General features: G+C 41.2%; 15 protein-coding genes and 1 riboswitch. Of the genes, 14 read left to right on the top strand and 1 reads right to left on the bottom strand.

All coding sequences use genetic code 11. The features are described 5' to 3' along the window. Positions 1-197 precede the first annotated feature (197 nt). The 4 genes from NYE65_RS00930 (at position 198) to dapF (ending at position 4280) form a co-directional block, all read left to right on the top strand. On the top strand, positions 198-992 hold the full coding sequence (locus NYE65_RS00930; RefSeq protein ID WP_328176929.1) for a hypothetical protein: 795 nt from the start codon (positions 198-200) through the stop codon (positions 990-992). An 88-nt stretch (positions 993-1080) separates the two neighbouring features. Then, complete coding sequence (locus NYE65_RS00925; RefSeq protein WP_063590861.1) at positions 1081-1653, top strand: beta-class carbonic anhydrase; 573 nt, start codon at positions 1081-1083, stop codon at positions 1651-1653. Positions 1654-1809: 156 nt separating this feature from the next. Continuing rightward, on the top strand, positions 1810-3111 hold the full coding sequence (locus NYE65_RS00920) for an NCS2 family permease (RefSeq protein WP_340859553.1): 1302 nt from the start codon (positions 1810-1812) through the stop codon (positions 3109-3111). Between the two features lie 182 nt (positions 3112-3293). Continuing rightward, positions 3294-4280, top strand: a complete 987-nt coding sequence (gene dapF / locus NYE65_RS00915) for a diaminopimelate epimerase (RefSeq protein ID WP_268591572.1) — start codon at positions 3294-3296, stop codon at positions 4278-4280. A gap of 552 nt (positions 4281-4832) precedes the next feature. Here dapF and ligD read toward each other — a convergent pair. Beyond that, on the bottom strand, positions 4833-6680 hold the full coding sequence (ligD, locus tag NYE65_RS00910; protein ID WP_340859552.1) for a DNA ligase D: 1848 nt from the start codon (positions 6678-6680) through the stop codon (positions 4833-4835). A gap of 150 nt (positions 6681-6830) precedes the next feature. On the opposite strand from ligD, the gene ku reads away from it, so the two are divergent. From ku to pfkB, 10 genes are all read left to right on the top strand, one after another. Then, on the top strand, positions 6831-7673 hold the full coding sequence (gene ku / locus NYE65_RS00905) for a non-homologous end joining protein Ku (protein WP_048687774.1): 843 nt from the start codon (positions 6831-6833) through the stop codon (positions 7671-7673). Between the two features lie 490 nt (positions 7674-8163). Continuing rightward, on the top strand, positions 8164-8814 hold the full coding sequence (locus NYE65_RS00900; RefSeq protein ID WP_328176933.1) for an MOSC domain-containing protein: 651 nt from the start codon (positions 8164-8166) through the stop codon (positions 8812-8814). A 111-nt stretch (positions 8815-8925) separates the two neighbouring features. Further along, a riboswitch (SAM riboswitch) is annotated at positions 8926-9024 on the top strand. Positions 9025-9127: 103 nt separating this feature from the next. Further along, positions 9128-10975 carry a bifunctional homocysteine S-methyltransferase/methylenetetrahydrofolate reductase gene (locus NYE65_RS00895; protein ID WP_268591591.1) on the top strand — a complete coding sequence of 616 codons (1848 nt, stop codon included), beginning with the start codon at positions 9128-9130 and terminating at the stop codon, positions 10973-10975. After that, positions 10968-14417 (top strand): methionine synthase, encoded by a 3450-nt coding sequence (gene metH / locus NYE65_RS00890; RefSeq protein ID WP_340859551.1) that lies wholly within the window; start codon positions 10968-10970, stop codon positions 14415-14417. Before NYE65_RS00895 ends, metH begins: the two co-directional genes overlap by 8 nt. 104 nt (positions 14418-14521) lie before the next feature. Further along, on the top strand, positions 14522-15289 hold the full coding sequence (locus NYE65_RS00885; RefSeq protein WP_340859550.1) for a polysaccharide deacetylase family protein: 768 nt from the start codon (positions 14522-14524) through the stop codon (positions 15287-15289). Between the two features lie 75 nt (positions 15290-15364). After that, positions 15365-16135, top strand: coding sequence for a dioxygenase family protein (locus tag NYE65_RS00880; RefSeq protein WP_340859549.1), 771 nt, complete (start codon positions 15365-15367; stop codon positions 16133-16135). A 375-nt stretch (positions 16136-16510) separates the two neighbouring features. Further along, entirely contained in the window at positions 16511-19363 is a 2853-nt protein-coding gene (locus NYE65_RS00875; protein WP_340859548.1) for a 2-oxoglutarate dehydrogenase E1 component, read from the top strand. Between the two features lies 1 nt (position 19364). After that, positions 19365-20642 (top strand): 2-oxoglutarate dehydrogenase complex dihydrolipoyllysine-residue succinyltransferase, encoded by a 1278-nt coding sequence (gene odhB / locus NYE65_RS00870; protein ID WP_057277368.1) that lies wholly within the window; start codon positions 19365-19367, stop codon positions 20640-20642. A 226-nt stretch (positions 20643-20868) separates the two neighbouring features. Beyond that, positions 20869-21621 (top strand): DeoR/GlpR family DNA-binding transcription regulator, encoded by a 753-nt coding sequence (locus NYE65_RS00865; RefSeq protein WP_340859547.1) that lies wholly within the window; start codon positions 20869-20871, stop codon positions 21619-21621. Beyond that, on the top strand, positions 21621-22541 hold the full coding sequence (gene pfkB, locus NYE65_RS00860) for a 1-phosphofructokinase (RefSeq protein WP_063575912.1): 921 nt from the start codon (positions 21621-21623) through the stop codon (positions 22539-22541). The genes NYE65_RS00865 and pfkB overlap by 1 nt, the downstream gene beginning before the upstream one ends.

The raw sequence follows: 22541 nt of genomic DNA, 5'->3' as shown, positions 1-22541 counted from the left end.
TCCTTTTTTATTTGGACCGTGTTGGGATTTGTCCTTCATTAAAAAGGGAATAGACCACATTAAAGCGAATAAAGTATTATGATAACTGCTTCCCTGCACATTTAGGAAGCGGATCCGGGCGGATTGTGGTACTGCTAATCAATGGCCGCCCTAAAGGCGGTAATCTTTCTTGTAAGGAGTGAGGAGTAGAGCGGGATATGAATATACGTGAATATTATCAGAAAACGAGCAATTCAAATTTTCATGCATCTTGGGTATCTCTTGTTTTGGCCGTTGTCTTTTTCATTTGCCATATTTTTGCGATGATTCCGGGCAATATATTATTGATAACTTCTCCTTTTATTTTCTTTAGCATTGCTCAATTTGTCAGTCATCGTATATATGAAAATAGAATGAAGGAATTGCCTGAAGAACATATCGGGACGAATGCCGGGTTATTAAAAAATGAACATGTTTTATTGACTTTTATGCCAGCACCGACTTTGCGACTGCTTCTCTTTGCGCCGGATGGGTCACTAATGGGCGAGGTACGTGATTTGAATATGAAGTGGTTCATGTGGATGATTCCCAATTTCTTGTCGATGCTAATGGCCAAGCGATATGAACTGGTGGACCATGAGGGGCGTTTGCTGGCTAAGTACCATATCAAAAGGGGGCTTTTCAATAAAATGACGATCCTGGATGATCAGGGCGGCATTATTGGATCGTATCAAGAAAATCGGTCATTCGTGAAGGTAAATGGAATGATCTATAAGGAAGATGGTACGGAATGGATGCCAATTGAAACTCCGGGAAGTGTAAATTCTTTCGAGATTGCCACAAAAGACGGGGAAAAGATCGCTTCATACCAAGAAGGCTGGATGCCTTTGGAGTGGGGGAAACGATTCAAGACTAATACACCCATACTTTCTTTTTCATCAAATATTGCTGAAAGTCCTAAAATCATTGTCTTTGGGTTCTGTGCAGCCACGCTGAATCATCGTTCAAATTGACTACGGTTCCCATTTAGCAAATCTTTTAAATACCTGATATAATAATAGGAGATACATAGATTAAATACACAATAAAAAGGTGGTAAATATGAGTTTACTTAATGAGATTATGGATTATAATGAACAGTTTGTAGAAAAAGGTGAATATGTTAAGTATAGGACGGATAAGTTTCCTGAGAAACGTATGGTCATCATAAGCTGTATGGACACTCGGCTCGTGGAACTATTGCCAAAATCCTTGAATGTCAAAAATGGTGATGTCAAAATCCTGAAGACTGCCGGGGCAATCGTCTCCCACCCATTCGGAAGTGTCATGCGGAGTATCCTTGTTGCTATTTATGAGCTAAAGGCAGATGAAGTATTGGTCATACCTCACCATGACTGCGGGATGGCATCAGTCGATGCCGATGCTGTAATGGACAAGATGATCGAACGTGATATACCAAAGAGCACCATCGATACACTGGGAGCTGCAGGAATCGATATCCGCAGTTGGCTTCGCGGATTTGATGATGTTTATGAAAGTTGTAAGAACAGCGTCGAAGTGATTAAAGGACATCCATTGATTCCTAAAAATATTCCTGTGCATGGTCTAATCATTTCGCCTGATACAGGGAAGCTGGAATTGGTAGTAGATGGGTATTCGCAAGAACAAAAATAATATATTCATCGAGGCTGTCGGGAGCATTTCCGACAGTTTTTTTCAAATTTTTATCATTGCTATTTATTTTTATCCTTTTTTTTGTTAAAATCGCCAAGTGTAGTTTGTCACTAATACAAACGGGTGGGCGAGGGATAAATTTGATAAGGATACAACATGAAGAAATTAAACTTGGAAACGTTTTTTCATTTTTCCGACTATGGGACGAATGGAAAGCGTGAAATCCTTGCTGGAGTGGTCGGCTATTTTACGATAGTCTATATTCTCATCGTGAATTCCCTGATTTTATCGGAAGCGGGTATACCGATTAATGGTGCAGTGATTGCCACGATTCTTTTATCTGCTTTAAGCTGTGTCATGATAGGACTTTGGGCGAATGTCCCAATCCTTCTCGTTCCAGGAATGGGCGTCAATGCCCTATTTGCTTATACCATGGTTCAAGGAATGGGTCTATCATGGCAATCGGCTCTTGGTGCTGTGTTTATCTCAGGGGTAATTTTTGTAATCATCGCTTTTACAAAATACTCCAAAATCATCAGTGATTCGATTCCAAGTTCGATAAAAGAAGCCATATCTGTTGGTCTTGGCTTATTCTTGATGCTGATCGGACTTGAAAAGGGCGGGATAATCACAAGAGGTTCATCATCAATCGTCGCACTGGGAGATTTAAGCGATCCAGCGGTGTTTGCAACGGTGTTGACCTTTTTACTGGCAATCACGCTGTTCATCAAGAATATCCCCGGTAATTTCATGATAACCATCCTGGCAGGCAGCCTCATTGCCTATTGGTTCGGGACGGTTCAACTATCGGAAATCCATTTTTCAGGCATTAACACAGCTTCTTACGGAGATCTCTTCTTTTCATTATCGTTCTTGGAAGCGAACCGGATTGAATTCTGGATAAGTGTATTTGCGATGACGATGGTTCTTGTTTTTGAAAATATTGGTCTTGTACACGGGCATGTAGATAGTATCAACCGCCAGGATGCCTATAAAAAGTCGCTGCAGGCGACAAGTGTGTCCGTTCTATTATCAGGCTTATTCGGTTCGAGTCCTACCGTCGCAACTGTTGAAACGGCAGCAGGAATCGCATCAGGAGGCAGGACTGGTTTTACTTCAGTGGTGACGGGCAAGCTATTCATCCTATCACTGTTATTTATACCGGTGATTAAAGTAATCCCTGATAGCGCCATTGCCCCCATCTTGATTATCATTGGCATTTTAATGCTCGGAAACATAAAAAAGCTGAATTTCAGTGATTTAACCGAGAGCATACCTGCAATCATGATCATCACGATCATTCCTTTCACATACAGTATTGCCGATGGAATGGCCTTCGGTTTCATCCTGTACCCATTCTTGAAGCTTGTAACCGGAAAAGCGAGAGAAGTGTCAGCCCCGATGTATGTGAGTGCCGGAATGTTTATCGTCTATTTCATCATTGGTATGATCGGTTAAAATTCAAAAGAGCGGTTGGAATGAGTTAATTCTTATTCCAACCGCTCTTCTTATTGGTTTTTTCGTCGAAAAAAATGGATTTAATGTGATTTACGCGATGACACATCCATCTTGAAAATGCTATGATATAGAATATTAAAAAAATGATAAATGACAAGCAGCATATTAGAGGATGTGACAGGATGATTATTGAAGGTTTAAAAAGCCATGGTTCAGGAAATGATTTCTTGATAATTGATGAATTGACTACGACCCTGACGTTTACGGAAGAAGAGCGGAAAAATTTCGCGAAGGCCCTATGCAATCGGGAGAGGCTCGGAGCGGATGGTATTTTGTTCGTAATGAAAAGTGAACATGCTGATTGCCGGATGCGTGTCTTTAATGCGGATGGATCGGAAGCCTCGATGTGCGGCAACGGACTTCGCTGTGTTGCACGTTACGCGAACGACGTTCTGGGGCTAGATAAAATGATCGTGGAAACCATGAAGGCAAATTTACTAGTCGAAAAAACGGAAGATATTTATGAAGGCATTCCGACTTTCAAGGTGGAAATTTCCCCGGTAAGTTTTAATGTGAAGGATCTACCTCTTGTATTGGCTAAAGAACAGCTGCAAAACGAAACATTGCCGGAACTTCATGATACCCTGCTATTTTCGGCATTGGCAGTTCCTAATCCACATTTAATCACACTCGTCGATAGTGATGTTTTACAAAGTGATTTGCAGGAAGAACTTTCAACAAAGGTCAATCAACCGAATGAACTTTTCCCTGATGGTGTCAATGTCAGCTTTGTGAAAGAGTTGGAACCAGGGAGCATTTATGTGCGGACATTCGAACGTGGAGTAGGCTTCACGAATGCATGTGGAACGGCGATGTCGGCTTCTAGCCTAGTAACATGCTCTGTTGGGTTAAACGCGTTGGAAAGTGAAATATCTGTCTACAATAACGGCGGAAAAGTTAAATGCGTGGTCCACCATGATGTAGAAAGCCAAACGTATTCAATTGATTTAATCGGGAATGCAACCTATGAATTCAAAGTATCGATTGAAATGGACTTAGATCAGCCTGAAAAATTTGAAATGCTTGAAAAAGAGGATTTTGAATTGGAAACAAGCTTATATGCCAAGCTGCAGGATGAAGTGCAAAGTTATTTGAGAACAAAATTATAATGAAATTTTTAAACTGCAGGGGCACTCGAAAAAAGCGAGTTTTCCTGCAGTTTTCTTATTTGAAAAAATTTCAGTTGATTTCAGAGATCCGTTCACTTTCCGCCGACTGTCTGCCAAGCCTCCTCGGCTCAAGAGCCTGTGGGGTCTCGACTAGCCAGTTATTCGGCAGGAGTGTCGCAAATTTCTTCCATCCATTAAGGATTACAGGAAAAAACTGCAGGATAAACTAGTCTTAAATAGGATTGGGAATAAGACGAGCCAGCAGTTTTTTCTTTTAATACACTAAGTTGATTGGAACGGAAGGCGCAAGACTCCTGCGGGAAAAGCGAGTCCAAGGGAGGCCCCACAGGCGCAAGAGCGCCGAGGGCGGACCGCCCCCGGAAAGCGAGTGCCTGGAGTGGAAATCAACGATCAGAATTACTAACCTTCAAAAAAATGTTCGAGTTAATTTCAGAAGTCCGCTCCCTAACCGCTCGACTGTCTGCCATGCTGCATGAAAGCAAAAACCGCCCGCGGAAAGCGCGTTTCTAGAGCAACTTTCCATCTTACCAATTAGTTATTGGTCTTTTTTTGTTTTAGGAACGACAATACTTCCAAAAAGGCTGGTCCATTATCTACCAGTCGGTAATCCATAAACGCACACCCGTCCCTTTTTATTCTGTTTGGTATGGTTTCAATCGTAAGGTCCTTTAACTGGAGACTTTCGTTCACTTCCTCCCAAAACAAAGGTGTAGCCACACCAGCGAAAGAATTTCCCCGTGGGGAATAAGGAAGAATGATGGTTTTTCCTTCACTATGCTGCACAAAGTCCAAGTAAAGTCGATTATGCCGATTTATTTTCATTCTTTCCGTTGTAAAATCATTCGGATTGGAACTTGTTAAATAATCACCTAGAAAGTCAGTGAATATGCGTGTCTCCTGATAAGTAAATCTGTCTTCAGGCAGAGGGATGTGAATTTGCAGTCCTTTGTTACCTGAAGTTTTTACAAAAGCTTTAATCCTTAATGATTCCATCACCTTTTTTATTTCCTGTGCAGCCTTTACCGCAAGAGAGAAATATTCGATGGAAGGAGGATCCAAGTCCAGGACGATTTCGTCGGGTCTTGTTTTACCGGCTTTCTGAAATGGGGCATGAAATTCCAATGCAAGTTGATTACCAAACCAAAGGAGAGTTTCAATGTCGTTACACAGCATATACTCGATATCCTCATCCATGAACGTTTTTATAAAGTCCGGCGCATAATCAGGTTTGTTTTTTTGGAAAAATCTTTCTTTATCCAAAGTTCCATGAGGATAGCGGATCGTTGTAAGAAGCTTATCCTTCAAGAAGGGTAAGAAGAAAGCTGAAACCTCCCGTAAATAATGAAGATATTCTACTTTTACCACCTGTTTACCTTCTGTTTTCCAAAGCGGTTTATCCCTGGAAGTTATTAGTACAGTATCTGGAAATGTATATTGGCCTAGCACGAATTTCTCCCAGGTACATTCGTCGGGAGAAGTTTGTAAAAGCCACTGCGAAAACTGAGGTTCACGCAATTCATTTTCCTCATATACGTGCAAGAATTGAACTTCAATGCAAATGGATGGATGGATATAAAAAAATTGTGCGTCTTCATCTGATGCATTTTGCTTGATCAATTGATGCAATATACTTTTATCTCGAGCACTCAGTCCATTTTTGACACTCCCGATTTTCGTTACGGCACCTTCTTTGAAAACTGCGAGGGACACGTAGCCATTTTCTTTGTGCAATGCTGTGATGAAACAAGAAACGGTCTTCCAATTTTTCACCTTAATCCAAGATGTAGTACGTCTTCCTTCTTGCCAAGCACCCCGAATTTCCTTGGCGACAATCCCTTCGCCATCTAACAAGGTGACCTTATTCAAGGCAATATCTAAAACGTCAAAACTCTCTATTAATTGTATCAAAGCCTTATCGTTGGGATCAGGAGGCATAGGAAGACCGAGTTTTCCCCCCATATTCAACATCAATTCCCTTCGTTCCACCATTGGTTTAGCTGCTACGTCTTTTCCGCTGATGCGAAGCAGGTCAAACGCTATAAATCGACATGGGGAAAAACGGGCATTTTCTGAAATTAAGGATTGTTTCCCAAGGCGTCCTCGCCACTGTATTTGAAAAAAGTCCGCTTTCGCCTGATTCGTAAGCCAGACCAATTCTCCATCTAACTGAAGCGGGAGATACTCTTCCAGGTCCAGGTCTTTGATGAAAGCGATGATTTCTGGGAATTGAGGTGATAATTCCTTTTCATTCCGACTCGAAATGCTTATGGTATCGGAGTCTATCGTTAAAATAGCCCTAAAGCCGTCATATTTGACTTCATAACGCCAATCCTTGGAGTTGGGGGCTTCAGGGTAATAGGTAGGCAGCATCGGTTTCATTTTTGTATTTACCTCCGCAAATAATTGATAACATTATTTTGCCAAAAAAACGAAGTGTTAGAGTTGGCAATTGTTTTTTCGGTTTTTTTTGAACAAAGGGGAATAATAAAATTGTTCTTCTCATCAAAAATAAGTTATGAGGTGACGAATATGCATACGATGTGGAAGGGGAGCATATCATTCGGTTTGGTGAACATTCCGATCAAACTTCATGCTGCAACGGAGGATAAGGATATATCTTTAAGGACGTTGCATAAGGAATGTCATACACCGATTAAATACGAAAAGGTTTGTCCAGTATGCGAGAAAGAAGTGGGGAAGGATGATATAGTCCGCGCTTTTGAGTATACAAAGGGAAAGTTTGTTGTATTGGAAGACAATGAACTAGAACAACTGAAAAAACAAAACGAAGAAAAAGCCGTGGAAATCGTGGATTTCGTTAAAATTGAAGAAATAGATCCCATTTATTTTAACCGGAGTTATTACATGTCCCCAAATGACGGGGGGATAAAAGCCTATTCCCTTTTGAGGCAGGCCCTCAAGGAATCGAATAAGGTGGGGTTGGCAAAAATCATCATTCGCTCCAAAGAACAAATGGCGGTAATCCGAGTCGTTGATAATACCTTGGTTATGGAAACGATTCATTATCCGGATGAAGTCCGCTCCACAGCGGATGTTCCGAATATCCCTGCCAATGATACCATTGTAAAAAAAGAAATCGATACTGCCGTATTATTGATAGATCAATTAACGACTACTTTCGATCCGACAAAGTACACCGATGACTATCGAACCGCGTTACTAGAATTGATTGAATCGAAGAAAACGGGACAGACGACGATTACAGCGAAAACAAAAGAACCAGTTTCCAACAATGTAACTGATTTAATGGAGGCATTACAAGCATCCATAGACCGTACAAAACATGATGAACCGGAAAAGAAAAAGACGACCCGGAAGAAAGCGGCACCGAAAAAAAAGAAACAAGCGTAAACAGGAAGCTGAGCGGAAGACGGATGATGTCGCTCGGCTTTCTGCTTGTTTTTGCAAGGAATCAGGCTTCTAATAAGATGAAAAGGTCTTGATAAAGAGGGGAGGAAAGTACAAATAGGTGAGTCGATCACGATGCGAGAAAGTGAATGGAATTACAGGGAATTAGTGGATATTAACGAAAGCAAAAAAAATTCGCTCCCTAAAGAGCGACAATGAGGAATTCAATCGTGAAAATCAACATATAGGCGAACGGTTGTAGTTTTCGACTATATATTGTGTTCATATTCTACCATATTTAATTCTGAAATAGCAACTAAATTACTGAAACTAACCTATGAATTTTTCTGGAAATCAATGATATTTAGCCCATTAACGCCGCATATGGCTTTTTCATTTCATATACATATAAAAAGGTACTGAATAAAATGGATTTTTAGTATAATTTATACATATAGAACGATATAAATTTAATATGAATGGAAGATGCAAAATGGAAAATGGAAAAATCGAATCACTACATGCGGGGAAGCCGAAACATGAAATTTTTTCGAATATCGATATCTTTTCAGCCATGGATAAACAAGCACAGGATAATTTGAAAGTGACTAAAGCTGGCATAATCGGTGATGGTGTCGGTAATGTAAAGTTCCATGGAGGTCCTGATCGGGCTTTGTGCTTTTACCCATTTGAGCATTATTCATTATGGAATGAAAAATTCTCTAAAAAGCTGGATATCCCTGCATTCGGTGAAAATTTAACTATAGCGGGGATGAAGGAAGAAACAACGTATATCGGCGATATTTATCAAATAGGCGATGTGATTGTTCAAATTAACCAAGGGAGGATACCTTGTTCGACCATTTCCCTCTTCAATCAAGAACCTAAGTTTTTGGAACACGTACTGAAAACGAGTTACACTGGTTATTTTGCAAGAGTACTTCAAGAAGGAACGATAAATAAACAAAACGAGATTGAGCTGATAGACCGTCTACAAGAAAAAATTTCTGTCCATTACGCAGCAGAGGTCATCCTTCATAAACGGGATGGGCTTGAAGGTGCTAAGGCTTTACTTACACTAGACTCGTTAGCGGAAGACTGGAAACAAAGGATCTTGAAGAGGGTTCAAGCAGCAAAGGATTGAATGATTTTTGCAAAAGTGAAAAAAATGTCGATCAGGTATTGAAATTGACAGACTATTAATGTAAATTAAATATAATCAAATTTTGAAATCTTATGAAAATTATATAAATGGATCTTATCGAGAGAGGTGGAGGGACTGGCCCGAAGAAACCTCAGCAACCAGCTTACGCAAAGGTGCTAAATCCAGCAAGCAGAGCTTGATAGATGAGGAGAATGTTTCAAAAACCTTCTTCTTTGAGAAGGTTTTTTTTCCTTTTCTCTCATACTCATAGAATACGACAAAAACAGGATTGTTTTTGAGAGAGGGTGTAATGATGAATTTTCGTAAAGAATTAAAAGAAAGAATGCTGGTTGGGGAAGGGGCAATGGGGACCTTGCTTTACTCTAATGGCATTGATCAATGTTATGAGGAATTAAACTGCACGAACCCAGATCAAATAGAGTCCATCCATCGAGCCTATCTGGAAGCTGGTGCAGATATCCTTCAATCGAATACATACGGAGCCAATTTCAATAAATTGAAGCGGTATGGACTTGAAGATGAAGTGAGCAGAATCAATCGCCAGGGAGTCATTCTTGCTAAAAAAGCGGCAAAAGGTAAGGCATACGTCTTCGGCACCATAGGGGCACAGCGGAGTATCAGGAAATCGGATTTAAGCATGGAAGAGATAAAACGGGGTTTTCGTGAACAGCTATACAGTCTGTTGATGGAAAATCCTGATGGGATTCTCCTGGAAACATTTTATGACCTGGAAGAACTGGAAACCGTCCTGCAAATCGTTAAAAATGAAACCGGACTGCCGATTATCGCAAATGTCTCGATGCATGAACTGGGTAATCTTCAAAATGGAATCCATTTAAATGAAGCCTTTCAAAAACTCGAGCAATTGGGTGCCGATGTGGTTGGTGTGAATTGCCGCCTTGGACCACATCATATGATTCGGGCCTTGGAAGAAGTGAGTTTGCCAAAGCAAGCATCGATTGCCATTTACCCTAACGCCAGCCTGCCTGATTATGTCGATGGGAGGCTCGTTTATAAAGCTGTCCCGGAATATTTTGGTTCTAGTGCCCTGGAACTTCGTGAGCAAGGCGCCGCGATCATAGGAGGGTGCTGTGGAACGACTCCACTGCATATTCAAGCTGTAAAGCATGCAATTGGAAGTTTGGCTCCCGTGAAAGAGAAATTTACGAAATCCCGTGAAATAGAAGTAATTGAGGTGAACGATAGGGAATTGGAACTTCCCCTTTACGAAAAGGCCAAAACGGAACGGACGATTCTTGTTGAGCTTGATCCACCGAAAAAGCTAGGGATAGAGAGTTTCATGACAGGTGCTGAGGTTTTGAAAAAAGCAGGGGTCGATTCCATTACATTAGCGGATAATTCACTTGCCTCACCAAGGATATCGAATGATGCACTGGCTAATTTACTGAAGAACCAATTGAATATTAATCCGATGGTGCATATAACATGCCGTGATCGAAATTTGATTGGCCTGCAGTCACATTTAATGGGTCTGCAGACGGTCGGGCTGAACGAAATATTGATCATCACCGGAGACCCTTCAAAAATTGGGGACTTTCCGGGTGCCACTTCGGTTTATGATTTATCTTCCTTTGACCTGATAAGCATGGTCAAACAATTTAATGAAGGTCTTTCCTATTCCGGTCAAAGTTTGGGTCAACGGGCAAATTTTAAAATTGCGGCAGCTTTTAATCCCAATGTGAAATATCTGGATAAAGCCGTACTGAGAATGGAAAAGAAGATTGCCTGTGGTGCTCAATCCTTTTTGACACAGCCAATTTATTCCGTGGAGCAAATCGAAGAAGTATATGAAGCGACAAAACATCTAAAAACCCCGATTTTCATCGGTATAATGCCCTTAACAAGCACCCGGAACGCCGAATTCATCCATAATGAGATCCCAGGCATCAAATTGCCTGATAATGTTAGAAGGGCCATGGCTCTAGCGGGGGATGACCCTGTAAAGTCAAGGATTGAAGGGGTGAATATCGCGCGGGAACTGGTAGACGCAGCAAGGGAAAAATTCAAGGGCATATATTTAATCACTCCATTCCTTCGCTATGAAATGACGGCGGAACTTACGAAATATATTAGAAAAGTCGATAGTAAACAGACATCAGAGGTGGCAGTACATGAATAAAAAAGCGATTCAAGATCAGTTAAATTCTAAGATTCTCCTACTTGATGGGGCGATGGGAACGATGCTTCAAGCGGAGAATTTGACAGCAGACGATTTTGGCGGGGAACAATTCGAGGGCTGCAATGAATATTTATCACTGACGCAACCGGAAATCATCCAATCCATTCATGAAAAATATTTAGCAGCGGGCGCAGATATCATAGAAACAAATACCTTTGGAGCGACCAGCATCGTCCTTGAGGAATACCAAATAAGCACGATTGCCTACAAGCTAAATAAAATTTCAGCTGAGCTTGCCGTTAAAGCTTGTGAAAAGTATTCCAATGATGAATGGCCAAGATATGTAGCTGGCTCGATGGGCCCCACTACAAAAACGCTTTCCGTAACGGGCGGAACGACTTTTGATGTTTTAACAGATTCTTATGAAGAGCAGGCACTGGGTCTCTTGGATGGCGGGGTAGACTTGCTGTTGGTGGAAACCTGTCAGGATATGCTTAATGTCAAGGCTGCCTTTTCTGGAATCAAAGCAGCATTCGCTAAAACGGGAAAAGATGTGCCTGTCATCATATCAGGAACAATCGAACCGATGGGCACGACACTTGCCGGCCAGTCCATAGAAGCTTTTTATTTATCGGTTGAACATATGAAGCCCGTAGCTGTCGGCCTTAATTGTGCAACAGGGCCGGAATTCATGATAGACCATATCAGGACACTTGCAGATATATCAAATAGCGCCATCAGCTGTTATCCGAATGCCGGGCTCCCTGATGAAGAAGGCCACTATCATGAATCACCTACATCCCTGGCAGAGAAAATGAAGCAATTTGCCGAAAAGGGATGGGTCAATATCATTGGCGGATGTTGTGGCACGACACCAGAACATATTAAAGAACTTTCCAGGGTACTCGAAGGCATGAAGCCCCGTACAATTATGGAAGCCGCCCATGGTCATGCCGTATCAGGGATAGAGCCGCTAATTTATGATGATTCAATGCGTCCTTTATTCGTAGGGGAGAGAACGAATGTTATCGGTTCCCGAAAATTCAAGGAGCTGATACGTGGAAAGCATTACGAGCCAGCTGCCGAAATTGCACGTAACCAGGTAAAGAAAGGCGCCCATGTCATTGATATCTGTCTTGCCGATCCTGATGGGGATGAGCTTGGCGACATGAAGGAATTTGTAGAAGAGGTCGTCAAAAAAGTGAAAGTCCCATTGGTCATCGACACTACGGATGAAGTCGTACTTGAACAAGCATTAAAACATTCACAGGGAAAATCGATCATAAATTCCATAAACCTTGAAGATGGTGAAGAGCGCTTTGAAAAAATAGTACCCTTAGTCCATCAATATGGTGCTGCCGTTGTCGTAGGAACCATTGATGAAATTGGGATGGCCGTCGATGCCGAACGGAAATTGGAAGTGGCTACGCGGTCAGTGGATTTGCTCGTCAATAAGTACGGTCTAAACAAAAATGACATCATTTTTGATCCGCTGGTATTTCCTGTAGGCACCGGGGATGAACAATATATTGGATCTGCATTGGAGACGGTGAATGGAATAAAGGCGATTAAAGAAAAGTTTCCGGAATGCCTAACGATACTTGGAATTTCCAACGTTTCTTTCGGTCTGCCGGCGAGGGGAAGGGAAATATTAAATGCCGTTTTCCTTTACCATTGTACAAAAGCGGGTCTCGATTATGCTATCGTGAATACAGAAAAACTTGAACGTTTCGCCTTGATACCGGAAGAGGAAGTGAAATTGGCGGAGGCACTCCTGTTTGAGACATCAACTGAAACTTTAGCGATTTTTACCGAATTTTATCGTGGGAAAAAAGCGGAGAAGAAGGATGATGGTGTGATCCTGCCATTGGACGAACGTCTTGGTAACTATATTATCGAAGGAACGAAAGAAGGATTGATTGATGATTTAAATGAAGCGATAGAGCGCGGTGATACCCCATTGGAAATCATCAATGGACCATTGATGGATGGGATGAGTGAAGTGGGGCGGCTGTTCAATGACAACCAACTTATTGTCGCAGAGGTGCTTCAAAGTGCTGAAGCGATGAAGGCGGCTGTAGCTCACCTTGAACCACTTATGGAAAACGCTGAAGATAGTGCTAAGAAAGGGAAAATCCTGTTGGCGACCGTCAAGGGAGATGTGCATGATATCGGGAAAAACCTAGTGGATATCATCCTTTCCAATAACGGCTATGAAGTCATTGATTTGGGAATAAAGGTCGCACCGCAACAAATCATTGAAGAGGTTCGAAAACATGAGCCAACCATCATTGGCCTATCTGGGCTACTTGTCAAATCTGCACAGCAAATGGTTTTAACCGCGCAGGATTTAAGGCAAGCGGGAATAGATACCCCAATTTTAGTTGGAGGAGCAGCATTATCCCGTAAATTCACCGATTTTAAAATTTCACCTGAATATGAAGGGCCGGTTTTATATTCCAAAGATGCGATGGATGGTTTGGCGGTAACGAATATTTTACATGACTCCGACAAAAAAGTGGTGTACTTGGAAGAGTTGGTCGAGAAACGAGAAAGATCGAAAGCGAATGCCGCCATTGCTGCCACATTGGAAAAACCTGTTCGTAAGCAGTCCACAGCGGCTCCTTTAAGCGATGTTCCTGTTCAAACACCGCGCGACATCAAACGACACGTCCTGAAAAACTATCCATTGGATGTCGTCCAGCCATATATAAATAGGCAAATGCTGATTGGTCATCATTTGGGGTTAAAAGGCAAAGTTACCGAATTGCTTAAGCAAGGGAATGAAAAAGCAGTGCAGCTCAATGATCTCGTTGACGAATTGATCGAATTCCTAAAGGCGGAACCGGATTATGGTTTGAATGCAGTTTATCAATTTTTCCCTGCTCAAAGCGAAGGAGATAAGCTATTTATATACAACCCGGACAATCATCATGAGGTTTTGGAAACTTTCGACTTCCCCCGGCAAGATACGAATCCGCATCTTTGTTTAGCGGACTTCGCAAAACCGATTTCCTCCGGGCAAATGGATTATGTTGGTTTCTTCCTGGTCACTGCCGGAAAAGGAATCAGAAAATGGGCAGAAAAACTGAAGCTTGAAGGTGATTTCTTGAAAAATCACGCCCTTCAATCACTTGCTCTTGAAACAGCTGAAGGGTTCGCGGAAAGAATTCATCAATTAATGCGGGATGATTTAGGTATAAGCGATCCGATTGATATGTCCATGAAAGAGCGGTTTGCAGCTAAGTACACGGGGCAAAGGTTTTCATTTGGTTATCCTGCTTGTCCTAATCTGGAAGACCAGGAGAAGCTATTCCGCCTGTTGCAACCTCAAGATATCGGCGTGGAATTGACTGAAGGATGCATGATGGAACCAGAGGCTTCCGTTTCAGCCATTGTTTTTGCACATCCTGAAGCTCGTTACTTTAATGTCGATCGATAACTTCATTTAATAAAGGCAGCGGTATTTTTTACCGCTGCCTTATTGCGCATGAAACCCCTTAACTGGTACACCTTAATGGTCAAAAGGAAGGGGATGCAGCACCTATGAAGAAGATGCTAAAATTAATTCTTGTCATAGCGAGTTCTCTCATTATTATTTTGTCTGATGTGGATGTGCAAAACATTCAAGTACATGCAGTTATTCCTGAAGAGATGACACCGTTGCTAAAAAGTAAGGCGAATCAGAAAATCGCTTATTTGACCTTCGATGACGGACCATCCTTGAATACCATGGAGATATTGAATATTTTGGACCGCTATCATGTTAAGGCCACATTTTTCGTTAAAGGTAACGAAGAACCATACGCAAAGAGATGTTATCAGGAAATGATATCCCGCGGTCATTCGATCGCCCTTCATTCTTATACACATGATTATTCCATCGTTTATCGGTCGACTGAGAGTTTCTTTCAAGATTTGAATAGGCTTGAAACCATGCTGCAAGAGGAATATGGGATAAAAAGCCGTATTGTGCGCCTTCCTGGCGGCTCGAATAATCGGCTGCGGCATCAGGCGTCAACGAAACCAATCATCAATGGAATCCTTCAACAACTAAAGGAAAAAGGGTATATTTATTTTGATTGGTCCATTGACTCGACAGATGGCTTCAGTCCGTCAATAAGTGAACAACAAATCATTTCTGCTGTACAAAAAGGGACGAAAAATCAAAAGCATGTTAATATCTTATTGCATGATATCAATAGTATGAAAAATACAGTGAAAGCGTTGCCCGATATAATTGAATTCCTTAAAAAAGAAGGATATACCTTTGATACTATTGATGAAACTACGCCGAAAATGCAATTTAATTGATGAACACATTGTTTAACTATAGTAAATTAAGGTATAGGATATTGAGATTACAATGCGAAAGGATTTATCGTCTCTATGATGCCATCATTGTTTTTATCACATGGAACACCGCTATTAGCTTTGGAAAAGAATAGCTATACTCTTTTTTTGAAGGAGTATATGCAAACTATGAAGAAACCTGCTGCCATCGTTATTTTGTCAGCACATTGGGAAAATGAAGATCAAATGATTTCTGCAGTGGGGAAGCATGAAGTCATTTACGATTTTGCTGGATTTCCTGAAGAAATATTTCAGATAACATATCCTGCGAGGGGATGCCTGGAGCTGTCAGATCGAATTTTAACCTTATTGTCCAGGATAGATGTATTGGGGGAACTTGATGAAAGGCGCCCCCTGGATCATGGAGCATGGGGGCTTTTGCATATCATGTACCCAGAAGCTGATATCCCGACCGTATCTATGTCCATTAGTCCTTCGCTGCCATTGGACAAGCAGTATGAAATTGGGAAAGCATTGAGGGAATTAAAGGAAAATAATGTCCTGATCATAGGAAGCGGTGGAATTGTCCATAATTTCACACATATTCAGGAAGATATGCATGTTGCAGAGGGATGGGCAATCGAGTTTGAGAACTGGGTCGAAGAAAAAATCATGAAATGGGATTTGCAATCTTTGTTCAATTATGAATATATCGCCCCTTACAGTACAGAGGCTGTGCCTTCCAAAGAGCATTTCATTCCATTGGTCATCGCAATGGGCTCAGGGGATGACAATAAAAAAGGGGCTCTTCTGCACAGAAGCTTTCAATATGGCAATCTAAGTTTAACAGCTTGGAAGTTTGAGTGAGCTGAAAGGGCTTTCAAACTAGTTAAATTTACCTGAAAAATAATCATTATACAAAAATACAAAAATCTTTTTTTAGCGAAAAAAAGACTTAAATGAGCAAAAAAGACAGTTAAAAGCGATTTTTGACGAATTAAGCAGAAATATAGTTGAAAAAAGGTTGTATAAAGTGGTTTAACCTTTGGATATTTCGACAAAAACATGTTAATATAACATCTGAAAACGTTTTATCCTTTAAAATTTTATTATTCAATAACCAAAGTTATTTATTATATATCTTATATATATCCTATATTTGGGGAAAATTAGAAGAAAGAAATTTGGGGATGGATAAAACGGAATGAAAAAAATTATGAGAAAAATTTGGGGGTTTACAAAATGACCATCAATGATTCTAAGGTATTAGACCACTGGAAAGCTTTTTCGGGTCCAAACCTTGGGTATGTCATGGAGCAATACGATTTATTTCTAGCCAACCCGGAAGAAGTGGATCCGGAACTGAAAAACTTTTTTGAAGTAGCAGGTCCTCCTTCATTCGATGTATCGGCAGAAACAACGACTGTAAGTGCATCAACTGTACAAACTGGAGAAGTTCTTCCAATGAAGAAAATTATGTCTGCAGTGAAGTTAGCTGAAAATATCCGTGCATACGGGCATCTTGCTGCAAATATTTATCCTTTAAAAGAAGAAGCTCTGGACACTGAACAAATTCACTTTGAAAAATATGGCTTGACTGCAGATGATTTAAGGAAAATACCGGCTGACTTTATTTGTCCGGAATCACCTGAAGACGTGAAAGACGGATACGAAGCCGTACAATACCTAAAACAACTCTATACAAAAACGATAGCCTTTGAATTTCATCATGTTAATGACTTGGATGAAAAGCAATGGCTTACTGATATGGTCGAATCTGGAAACATGTTCCCGGAAGTGGGAAAAGAGAAAAAAGAACTATTACTTAAACGATTGAATGAAGTAGAAGGTTTCGAGAAATTCCTTCACCGCACATATGTAGGGCAAAAACGTTTCTCAATTGAAGGACTGGATGCTATGGTCCCGATTTTAGATGAAATGATTTCACAAACTGTCCAAAACGGAACGGGTAATGTGAATATTGCCATGGCTCACCGTGGACGTTTGAATGTGCTTGCACATGTATTAGGAAAGCCTTATGAGGTCATTTTCTCTGAATTCCAACATTCACCGAATAAAGATTTGGTTCCTTCCGAGGGTTCAACAGGCATTAACAATGGATGGACAGGTGATGTTAAATACCATTTAGGTCTGGATAAACAGATTACAAAAGCTAATATACAAAAAGCAAGGATTACACTTGCCAATAACCCAAGTCACTTGGAAGTAGTCGGTCCAATCGTGGAAGGGTATTCTCGTGCGGCTCAAGAAGACCGTACAGAAAAAGGATTCCCTGTGCAAGACATTTCCAAATCTCTTGCAATCCTGATTCATGGTGATGCTGCATTCCCAGGTGAAGGAATTGTACCTGAAACGTTTAACTTAAGCCGTTTACGCGGTTATCAAGTTGGCGGCGCAATCCATATCATCGCCAATAACATGATCGGTTTTACAACGGAAAGTGAAGATTCACGTTCAACCTTATATGCTAGTGATTTGGCAAAAGGCTTCGAAGTGCCGATCGTGCATGTAAATGCAGATGATCCAGAAGCATGTATGGCTGCTGTAAACCTTGCTAACCTATATCGTGAAAAATACAACAAGGATTTCTTGATCGACCTGATCGGTTACAGACGTTTCGGCCATAACGAAATGGATGAGCCATTGGTGACTCAACCTGAAATGTATGCATTAATCCATAAGCATCCAACCGTAAAAGAGCTTTATGGGAAAAAACTTATTGAATCCGGCGAGTTCACTGAAGCTGAAGTTAAAGCGATTGCTGAGCAAGTGGATACAAGGCTTGCAGATGCATATGCGAAAATTTCCGGAAATAAACCGGAAGCTTCCAAAGAGTGTAATCCTCCTGGGATTATTGAAAAAGGACTTCCAGCCATTGAAACGGCAGTTCCGAAACAAGAACTTGTTACAATTAACGAAGAGCTTGTTAAATGGCCGGAAGGATTCACCCCTAATAAAAAATTAGGAAAGATCTTATCACGTCGCTTGGATTCCTTTGGTCCTGACGGAAAAATCGATTGGGCACATGCCGAGACATTGGCTTTTGCATCGATTTTAAGTGACGGCACGCCAATCCGTTTGACAGGACAAGATTCAGAGCGTGGAACATTCGCACAACGTAATATCATGTTACATGATAGTGTTAATGGAAAAACATATTCACCACTTCACACACTTGAAACTGCCAAAGCTTCATTCGCTGTTCATAACAGCCCGCTTACGGAAACGGCAGTTCTGGCTTATGAATATGGTTATAACGTTTTTGCACCTGAGACACTTGTATTATGGGAAGGCCAATTCGGTGACTTCGCTAATACAGCACAAGTGATCTTTGATCAATTCATCGCTGCTGGCCGTGCAAAATGGGGTCAAAAATCAGGTCTTGTCATGCTGCTTCCACACGGTTATGAAGGACAAGGGCCAGAGCACTCAAGTGCACGACTGGAACGCTTCCTTCAATTAGCAGCTGAAAACAACTGGACAGTTGCTAACTTAAGTTCGGCAGCTCAATACTTCCATATCCTTAGAAGACAAGCTAAGATTTTGGATCAAGAACAAGTACGTCCGCTTGTCATCATGACACCGAAGAGTATGCTTCGTAATCAGGTGATGGCTTCTACAACAGAAGAATTCAGTGAAGGCGCGTTTGAATCATTCGTAGAAACCAAAACTTTGGGCAAAAAACCTAAATCGGTTGAACGCATTGTTTTTGCAACAGGTAAATTGGCGGTTGAACTTCGTGAAAAAGCGGCAACTGAAAAAAATACGGATTGGTTGCAAATCATCAGTATCGAAGAAATTTATCCATTCCCATTCACTGGAGTTCAAGAAGCCCTGAAAAAATATACAAATCTTAAAGAAATCTTCTGGGCTCAAGAAGAACCTAAAAACATGGGTGCTTGGACATTTGTTGAACCTCGCCTAAATGCAGCGGCTCCTGGCAATCTTTCAGTAACATATATAGGAAGGAAGCGCAGATCAAGCCCGGCTGAAGGAGATCCACTTGTCCATAAAAATGAACAACAACGGATTATGACTCAAGCAATTACACGCAATAATGAGGGGGAGAAATAAAATGGCTGAAGTAAAAGTACCTGAATTAGCAGAATCAATTTCTGAAGGATCTATTGCGCAATGGTTAAAACAACCCGGTGATCACGTTGAAAAAGGAGAATATGTCCTTGAACTTGAAACGGATAAAGTGAACGTTGAAATCATTTCAGATTATACTGGTACACTTTCTGAACATTTAGCAGAAGAAGGCGATACTGTCCAAGTCGGACAGGCTATCGCCATCGTTGATGAAAATGGATCAGCTGCAGCAGCTCCAAAAGCGGAAGCTCCTAAGGTTGAAGAAGCTAAAGCAGAACCAGTTAAGGCTGAACAAGCGGCTCCTGCTAAAGAGGCTCCTAAAGCAGAAGCGAAAGAATCATCATCCACTCAACAAGTTATTGCATCACCAGCTGCAAGGAAATTGGCTCGTGAAAAAGGAATTGACTTGACTCAGGTGCCTGTAGCAGATCCACTAGGTCGTGTACGTGTACAAGACGTAGAAGCAGCAAGTAATGCACCTGCAGCTCCTGCAGCACCTGCGGCAGCTCCAAAACAAGCTCCTGCAGCTAAACAAGCAGCAGCTCCTGTTGAAGTGAATGATGACCGCATTGAAGTGGTTAAAATGACACGCCGTCGTCAAACCATTGCCAAACGTCTAGTTCAAGTACAATCAGAAGCAGCCATGCTTACAACTTTTAACGAAGTCGATCTTTCTGCAGTCATGGAATTGCGTAACCGCCATAAGGATTCTTTCGTGAAAACAAATGATGTTAAACTTGGTTTCATGTCATTCTTCACTAAAGCGGTCATTGGCGCATTGAAAAAATATCCGTTATTGAATGCTGAAATCCAAGGCGACCATATCCTGAAAAAGAACTTTTATGATATCGGTGTAGCAGTATCCACTGATGAAGGTCTTGTCGTTCCGGTTGTAAGGGATGCTGACCGCAAAAGCTTTGCTGAAATCGAGAAGAACATTTCGGATTTAGCTGTTAAAGCGCGTAACAACAAACTGGGACTTTCAGATTTATCAGGTGGTACTTTTACCATCACTAACGGAGGGACTTTCGGTTCCCTATTATCAACACCAATATTGAATGCCCCTCAAGTTGGGATTTTGGGCATGCATACAATCAAGACTCGTCCAATCGCTGTTGGAGACCAAATCGAAAACAGACCAATGATGTACCTTGCATTATCTTATGATCACCGTATCGTAGACGGAAAAGAAGCTGTTGGTTTCTTGGTGGCCATCAAAGATATGCTTGAAGATCCAGAACAACTTTTACTTCAAGGCTAATAAAATAATACTACCCCCCTGTCATCTTGACATGGGGGTTTTTTTATTGAACAAAAAAGGATATTTTCATAGAAAAAAAGATAATGAAATTCAGGAAAGTTCATCTCTAATAAAAGTGAATGTTTTTGAATGTATTTTTGAATGAATTTGATTATTTTTAAACGTTTATGATTGATTATTCCTTCATTTTCATATATGATGATGATATTAAAGTGAGGTGGGCGAATTGTTGACAACTGAAAGGCACCAGTTCATCTTATCGATCCTTAAAGAACAAGGAACGGTAAAGCTGCAGGAGCTTGTAGATGAGTTACAAGCCTCGGAGTCGACCATTCGGAGAGATTTAGTGCAACTCGAAGAAATGAAGCTCTTGAAACGCGTGCATGGCGGGGCCTCTTTACTGCAAAGAAAAGGCCTTGAGCCAACAACTATGGAAAAGCAATACAAAGCAAGAGCTGAAAAACAACTTATAGCAAAGCTGGCTGCTTCATTCATAGAGAAAAATGATTGTATATATCTTGATGCAGGCACGACAACTGCCGAAATGATTCCTTATTTAAAGGATAAAAATATAACGGTGCTGACAAATGGTCTTATGCATATTCCAAAACTCATCGAATTGGAAATCAAAACAGTGTTAGTTGGCGGAACGATAAAGTTTTCGACAAATGCGATTATAGGAAGTAATGCTGTACAGTTTTTGAATGAATACCGTTTTGATAAATGTTTCTTGGGAATGAACGGCATCCATCAAGAATTGGGTTTCACAACACCAGACCCTGAGGAAGCCCTGCTGAAGAAGATGGCATTACGTCTCTCTAACGAGACCTACGTGCTTGCTGACAGTTCAAAACTTAATGAAGCTACTTTCGCCAAGGTGGCAGATGTAAGCGATGCCATTATCCTTACTGACAGCAATGATGAAGAGGCTGTTTCTCACCTTCAAAAAAATCCAAAGGTAAAGGTCGTGACCATTTAATGATTTATACAGTGACACTTAATCCATCCATCGATTACCTGGTCGAAGTGGAAAGCTTTCAAATGGGCAAGGTGAATCGAACCAGTTATGATGCAAAATTCCCTGGAGGGAAAGGGATCAATGTTTCCCGTGTACTAAAAAGGCTGGGAAATAGTACAACAGCGTTAGGATTCATCGGTGGACAAACAGGTGAATTTGTAAAAAGGTTTTTAAGACAGGAAGAGATTTTCACGGACTTTACAGAAATAGCTGGAGATACAAGAATTAACATTAAATTGAAAACAGGGCTTGAGACCGAAATAAATAGCCAAGGGCCAGTCATTTCAAAAGGGAATTATCAACAATTATTTAGTCAGATTGAACAGTTGAACAATAATGATATCCTTATTTTGTCAGGAAGCATCCCTCCAAGCGTTCCTTCGGATGTATACGAAGCCATGGCAAGGTCTTGTACCCTTAATGGCATTAAAGTGGTGGTGGATACGAGTGGCAAGGAATTACTGAATGTCCTTCCACACCGGCCATTTTTAATCAAGCCCAATCATCATGAACTGGGGGAGCTTTTTTCCACCGAAATAAGTAACATTGATGATGCTAGGGAATATGGCGCTAAATTGGTTGAAGCAGGAGCTCAAAACGTTATTGTCTCAATGGCGGGACAGGGTGCCGTGCTTTGCTCGGGTGGAGAATCATATTCCGCAAATGTTCCAAAAGGGAATGTCATCAACTCAGTGGGTGCCGGTGATTCCATGGTCGCAGGTTTCATCGGGACATATGAAAGGACAGGGGATATTTTATCTGCTTTCCGCTTCAGTCTTGCGGCAGGAAGTGCTACAGCCTTTTCATCCGATCTCGGTACATTGGATAAAATTGAAGAGTTATTACCGCAAATTGCTATCAATCAACTAACAGGAGGCTGA

Source organism: Peribacillus sp. FSL R5-0717 (genome assembly GCF_038002945.1).
In the GTDB taxonomy this organism is placed as follows: Bacteria; Bacillota; Bacilli; order Bacillales; family DSM-1321; genus Peribacillus; species Peribacillus frigoritolerans.
The sequence above is the reverse complement of the archived record's forward strand: the minus strand, read 5'-3'. Positions and strand labels throughout refer to the sequence as shown.